5 protein-coding genes are annotated in these 5849 nt (G+C 65.4%); 1 reads left to right on the forward strand and 4 read right to left on the reverse strand.

The genetic code is table 11. The features are described from left to right. Positions 1–613: FkbM family methyltransferase (locus tag VEG08_14770; GenBank protein HXZ29255.1), on the forward strand; the 613-nt coding region annotated here is incomplete at its 5' end. A gap of 55 nt (positions 614–668) precedes the next feature. Here the strand turns inward: VEG08_14770 and VEG08_14775 are convergent. The 4 genes from VEG08_14775 to VEG08_14790 form a co-directional block, all read right to left on the reverse strand. Continuing rightward, positions 669–1910 (reverse strand): Wzz/FepE/Etk N-terminal domain-containing protein, encoded by a 1242-nt coding sequence (locus VEG08_14775; protein HXZ29256.1) that lies wholly within the window; start codon positions 1908–1910, stop codon positions 669–671. A gap of 135 nt (positions 1911–2045) precedes the next feature. Beyond that, positions 2046–3077 carry a dTDP-glucose 4,6-dehydratase gene (gene rfbB / locus VEG08_14780; GenBank protein HXZ29257.1) on the reverse strand — a complete coding sequence of 344 codons (1032 nt, stop codon included), beginning with the start codon at positions 3075–3077 and terminating at the stop codon, positions 2046–2048. Further along, positions 3074–3838 carry a sugar phosphate nucleotidyltransferase gene (locus VEG08_14785; GenBank protein ID HXZ29258.1) on the reverse strand — a complete coding sequence of 255 codons (765 nt, stop codon included), beginning with the start codon at positions 3836–3838 and terminating at the stop codon, positions 3074–3076. Before VEG08_14785 ends, rfbB begins: the two co-directional genes overlap by 4 nt. A gap of 54 nt (positions 3839–3892) precedes the next feature. Next, on the reverse strand, positions 3893–5849 hold a 1957-nt coding region (locus tag VEG08_14790), incomplete at its 5' end, for an SLBB domain-containing protein (GenBank protein ID HXZ29259.1).

Raw genomic sequence — 5849 nt, forward strand, 5'->3', positions numbered from 1 at the left:
GAGGGTTTACACCAGGCACTTTCCCATCCTGGACGGCGACCGTGTCCTCGATGTGGGCGCCCATTTCGGGTTCTTCTCGATCTTCGCAGCCTGCCAGGGCCTGCGCGTGAGCATCGTAGCCTACGAGCCTGCCCGGGGGAGCTTCGCGTTTCTCCAAAGGAGCGTGGAGCGGAATGGCCGCAGGAGGCAGATCCGCGCGGTCAACGCCGGCCTCAGCGACGTTGCCGGAAACCTGACCCTCTACAAGCAGAAGCACCACCATGCCTCCTCCACCCTCATTCAGGAGAACCTCCCACAGCCGCTTTCGGCCGTGGAGGAGGAAGAGGTCAGGGCCGAAGCCGCCGCCCACGTGTGGGCCGCGTGCCCGCGCTATGAGTCTGCCAAGTTCGATTGTGAGGGAGCCGAGTATCCCATCTTCGGGGCGCTGGGGGAGGACCTGAGCAGGTTCCGCTACGTCGTGGTCGAGTATCACCGGGACCCGGCTGAGCTCAAGGAGATCCTTGGCGGCAGTCGCTTCGTCATCGTCGAGGACCTCCCTCTGCCGGTTGCACCCTGGTCCGCCTTTCCTTCCATGGGGATCCTCTATGCCCGGAATCTGGGGAACTGGGAGTAGACCGCTCACCGCGGGCAAGCTCGCGTTCTGACTCACCCGCCGCCTAGGAAACCGGCTACGATGACTTCTGGCGGAGATAGAAGAGGAAGAGCTGCAGGCGGCTGGAGAATTGCGGGTCGTCCTTGGCCTTTTCCATCGCTTCCCGCAGATAGGCGATGATCAGGGCCAGCAGGAACGCCAGCAAGGTCGTGGCCAGCACCACCAGCGTCCGCCTCGGCCAGGACCTTCGCTCCGGGCGCACGGCCTTGTCCAGCTGCTGCACCACCACCGAGTCCCGGCCTTCATCGATGCGCGCCGCCTCGTATTGCTTGGCCAGGAGCTCGTACAGGGTGGTGTAGTAGACGACATCGCGATACTTGCGGGCGAACTCCAGAGCTGCTCCAGGCACGTTCTGCAAGGGTACGTCCCCGATCGCTCGCTTGCCGGATCCGCCTTCCAGCTTGGCCACTTGCGCCTGCAAGGCCGACAGCTCCTGCTCCGCCCGCACCAGGTCGGGGTTGCCGGGGGCGGCGAACGAGCGCATCGCCTGCACCTCGGCGGACTTGACCGCCACCTGCGCCCGGAAAGAACTCGCCAACGTGATCATGGCCCGGGACTGGGGATCGGGAGCAATGAACCCGGTCCGCTCCTGGGTTTCCTTCAGGGCCTCCTCCGCGTTGGCCAGGTCGTCGCTGGCCTGCTTCATCTCCCGTTCGAAGAACAACCGCCGCCGTCCCGCCTCCGTCACCGCCAGGGTCCTGGTCAGCTTGGTCAGCTCCTCCGCATAGGCATTGGCGAGGTCGGCGGCGCGTTGCGGGTCGCTGTCCTCCACCGCCACCGAGATGACACCCTCCTTGCCAGCGACGATCTCGGTATTGCCGGCCAACTTGCGCTCCGCATCGGAACGGTGGGCCGTTCCGTACACCTTCATCAGGGAGAAGCGGTCGATCAGGTCATCGGCCACGGTGCGGCTCTTCAACACGGACACATAGAGATCGCTAGGATTCCGCAGAGCCAGATCCCTGCCTGCCAAGCTGGCCAGGGGACCCAACTGGTTCAGGATGGCAGCCGCCCCCATCGATTGGTTCTGCTGCGGGGGCATGATGCGGGTGTCGGCGGTGTACTTCTTGGGCAGAAGAAGCGAAGTGATGATCGCCAGCACGAAGGCGATGCCGACAAACTTCAGGATGAACAGCTTCCGTCGCGCCACCACGATGAGGAAGTCGGGAAAACGAGGCGCTTGCACTTCTCCGCCCGCCGCTCCCAGCGGTTCTTCCTCCGTGCGCAATTTCAGTTCGGCCTCTTCCGGCTGCGCCATGAACCGTAATCCCTTACCCAGGCAGGACTTAGGAGCATCCCGCCGGCCCGACCCTTGGGCATCCCCACCCGACCGACACTATACCCCAGCAGTTTGGGGATTGTACACGCGAGCTCACAGATTGCCTCCGCCATGTCAGTTCCCCACCTTCGAACCGAGGGGCTCTTCTCGTCGCAGGTAGTGCCGTTCGAAGTATCTCTGGTATTCGCCGCTGCGCGCCTCTTGCAGCCAGGCCGTATTGTCCTGGTACCAGCGGATAGTCTCGGCCAGGCCTTTCTCGAAGGAGCAAGTGGGTCGCCACCCCAGTTCGTTCCGCAGTTTGCTGCAGTCCAAAGCATAGCGGCGGTCGTGGGCGGGCCGGTCAGAGACGAACTTCAGCAAGCTCTCCGGCTTGCCCAGGATCTGCGAGATCTTGCGGGCCACGACGATGTTCTCCAATTCCCATCCGCCGCCGATGTTGTAGATTTCGCCTTCCCTTCCCTTCCGCAGGATCAGGTCCAACGCGTCACAGTGATCCCCGACATGGATCCAGTCGCGGACGTTGCGCCCGTCTCCGTACACCGGCATGGGCTGGTCGCCCAAGGCCTGGGCGATCATCAGGGGAATGAACTTCTCGGGAAATTGAAAAGGGCCGTAGTTGTTGGTGCAACGGGTGATGATTCCGGGAAAGCCGTGGGTGCGGACGGCAGAGAGCACCAGCAGGTCGGAGGCGGCCTTGCTGGCGGCGTAGGGGCTGCTCGGGGCCAGGGGGGAATCCTCGCGGGCCCGGGTCGGCGGCGCCAGGCTGCCGTACACCTCGTCGGTACTGACGTGAACGAAGCGGGCGACGCGGTTGGTCCGGCAGGCCTCCACCAAGCGCCACGTCCCCTCCACATTGGTGCGCACGAACGGAGACGCGTCTTCGATGCTGCGGTCGACGTGGCTCTCGGCGGCGAAGTGCACGACCGCCTCGCAGCCCTTTGCAACCTCTGTCAGCGCCGGGTCGCAGATGTCCAGGCGGGCAAATCGCAGGCGAGGGTCGCTCAGGACGTCGTCCAGGTTGCGCAGGTTGCCGGCGTAGGTGAGCTTGTCCACCACTGTCACCTGGTCGTCGGGGTGGCTGCGCAGCAGATGATGGACGAAGTTGGAGCCGATGAAGCCGGCGCCCCCGGTGACCAGGATCCTCACGGCTGCGGTTTCCTCCCCGCGTCTGCGGCCACCGGCGCCGTGTTCAGGCTCTTCTTCCGCACCAGGTTGCCGGCCCGCCACAGCGACTCGAAGGTGCCGGCGTCGGTCCACCATCCCTCCAGGACGGCGTGGGTGAGCTGGCCGTCGAAGAGGTAGGAATTGTTGACGTCGGTGATCTCGTACTCTCTTCGTCCGGAAGGCTGAAGCGTGCGGATGCGCCGGAAGACGGTGGAATCGTAGAAGTAGATGCCGATCACAGCGTAGGGGGATGCCGGGACCTTGGGCTTCTCCTCGATGCGGGTGATGCGCCCGTCCTCGAACACCGGGACGCCGAAGCGCTCCGGGTCGGGAACCTCTTTCAGCAGCACCATGGCGCCGCGTTCCTGCTGCTCGAACTTCTGCCGGGCGGCGCGGACGCTGCCCTCGATCAGGTTATCGCCCAGCACGACGCAGATCTTCTCGCCGCCGGCAAAATGCTCGGCCAGGCGCAGGGCGTCGGCGATGCCCGCCTCTCCTTCCTGGTAGGCGAAGTTCAGTTGCTGCAGGCCGAAGTCCTTGCCGTTGCGCAGCAGGCGCAGGAACTCGCCGGCGCTGTTGCCGCCGGTCACGATCAGGATGTCGTTGATCCCCGCCTCCACTAGAATCTGCAGGGGGTAGTAGATCATGGGCTTGTCGTAGACCGGCAGGAGATGTTTGTTGGTCACCCGCGTCAGGGGATGAAGCCGCGACCCAGTTCCCCCGGCCAGCACGATTCCCTTCATCCGCACCTTTCTTCGGAGCTCGGCAGACCATCCCCGCCTGGGGATGCGCAGCACCTACTGGAACAACACGTGCACCGCGGCCGCACCCAGCGCGAACTGCGTGAAGATCTGGGTCACATCCCGGAGGCCGCGCAAGAAGGCTCCGGGGTTGAAGTTCTGCGGCACGACCACCGTGTCGCCCGGCATGAGCCGCATCTCTTCCAGACTCCTGCCGGTCAGGGGCGCCCATCCCGACTTGGCCACGGTGGCGCCGTTGGCGCGAATCACGAAGATGTGGCCCTTGTCGGCTTGGCGGCTCGGGCCTCCGGCCAGGCGCAGGTAATCGGCGACCGTCTTGCCCGGCCGATAGAGGAAGGAGCCGCTGGTGTAGACGTTGCCGATGACCTCGACCGTCGCCGGGCGGTAGGGGATCAGGAGGCGGTCGCCGTCTTCCAGCACCAGTTCGGGAAGGGCCGCCGTCGTGCCTGCGTCCGGCCGGACCTCCAGGACGATGCGGCCGGTGGCCCTCACGTCTTTCAGACGGCTGGCCAGCCCTTGCTGGCTTTGCAGGCGCTGCTGGGCCAGAGCCACCTGGTTGGGGTCGCTGATGGCGTTGGCGCCCAGCGCGGCTTCGGTCTTGGCAATCGACGCCTCCAGGGCAGCCACGTAGTCGTCGATGCGCCGCTGCTGCTCCACGCGCGTCGATTCCCGGTCCAGCTCCGCCCCGAACAAGTACGCTTGCGGGGTGATCCCGCCCACCCGCTCCACCAGGTGCCGCAGGGTCTCCCCGGGCTGCACCTCGTAGACTCCGGCGCGCGGCAGTTCGCCTTCCAGGCGAACGAACTTGCTCTGCTGCCCGATGGGAACCTGGATGTCAGCCTGGGAGAAGATGGTGACCACGTCTCCGGGCTGCAGGGGCAGGTTCTGGCTGGGATCGCCCTCGATGGCCCGGGCCAGGTTGAAGGGCAGCAGGTGGGAACTCAGGTTGTCGAGGTCGAAGCGCTCGACCACGGCATACTCCCAGTTGATCTCCGATTCCAAGCGCTTGATCTCATTCTTGAGCTCCGCCTGTCCGATGCGAGGCGTGGGCGCCACGGCGGAAGGCTGGGCCGGCGTTGCCATCTCGGAAGGCCGAGCCGGGGGAACGCCCAACTCGTTCTTCTTCTCCCAATACTCGCGAGTGACCAGGGACTCGCGGCTCGGGATCAGGTCGCTCACGCGCATGCCCACACGCCAGGGATAGCGGCCGGGCCGGGCCACGTTCCCGCGCAAGGTGATGGCGTTCTCGAACTTGGGGGTGATCTGCGGAAAGTGGATGATGTCTCCGTCCCGCAAGCCCATGGCCATCCCCTGCGGGGTGAGTGGAAAGCGCTCCTCTTGGCGGACGCGGTGGTCGTCGATGCGCTCCACCACGGCATGGTCGCCCTCCGCGGTGGTGGCCAGCCCGCCGGCGTAGTGGATCACGTCAGCCAGGGTGGTGATGTCCTTCAGCTCGTAGATGGCCGGGTTGTTGACGCTGCCCGCCATAGCCACCAGCGGCCCCACCGCCGGCACGTAGATCACGTCGCCGGGCAGCAGCTTGGCGTCCTTGCTCTTGTCGCCGTTGAGCAGCAGATCGTAGAGATCGAAGGTGGTCACCGTCTGGCCGTTGCGCTTCAGCTCGATGCGGCGCATGGAACCGCGCTTGGCGGGCCCGCCGCACACGAACAGCGCGTCCACCAGCGAGCTCAGAGAGCTGACCGTGTAGCTGCCCGGCCGTCGTACCTGCCCCACCACGAAGATCTGGATGGAGCGGAGCTGGCCCATGGTCACGTCCAGCTCGAAATTCTTGAAGGTGCGCGCGATGGCGGCCTGTAGGTAGTCGTGCAGGTCGGCATAGCGGACGCCGGCGACGTGGATCACCCCCACCTTGGGGATGTAGATCGCCCCCGAGCGGTCCACCACCGGATGCACGTTGATGTCCACCTGGCCCCAGCCCCGGATCACCAGTTGGTCGCCGGGCCCAAGAATGTAGTCGGGCGTGACCTGGACG

The organism is Terriglobales bacterium (assembly GCA_035624475.1).
Lineage (GTDB): Bacteria > Acidobacteriota > Terriglobia > Terriglobales > Acidobacteriaceae > DASPRL01.

What these genes read in the sequence shown, in the direction of transcription:
- VEG08_14775 (HXZ29256.1), bottom strand. Translation starts at nt 1,910, where the DNA reads ATGGCGCAGCCGGAAGAGGCCGAACTGAAATTGCGCACGGAGGAAGAA.
- VEG08_14785 (HXZ29258.1), bottom strand. Translation starts at nt 3,838, where the DNA reads ATGAAGGGAATCGTGCTGGCCGGGGGAACTGGGTCGCGGCTTCATCCC.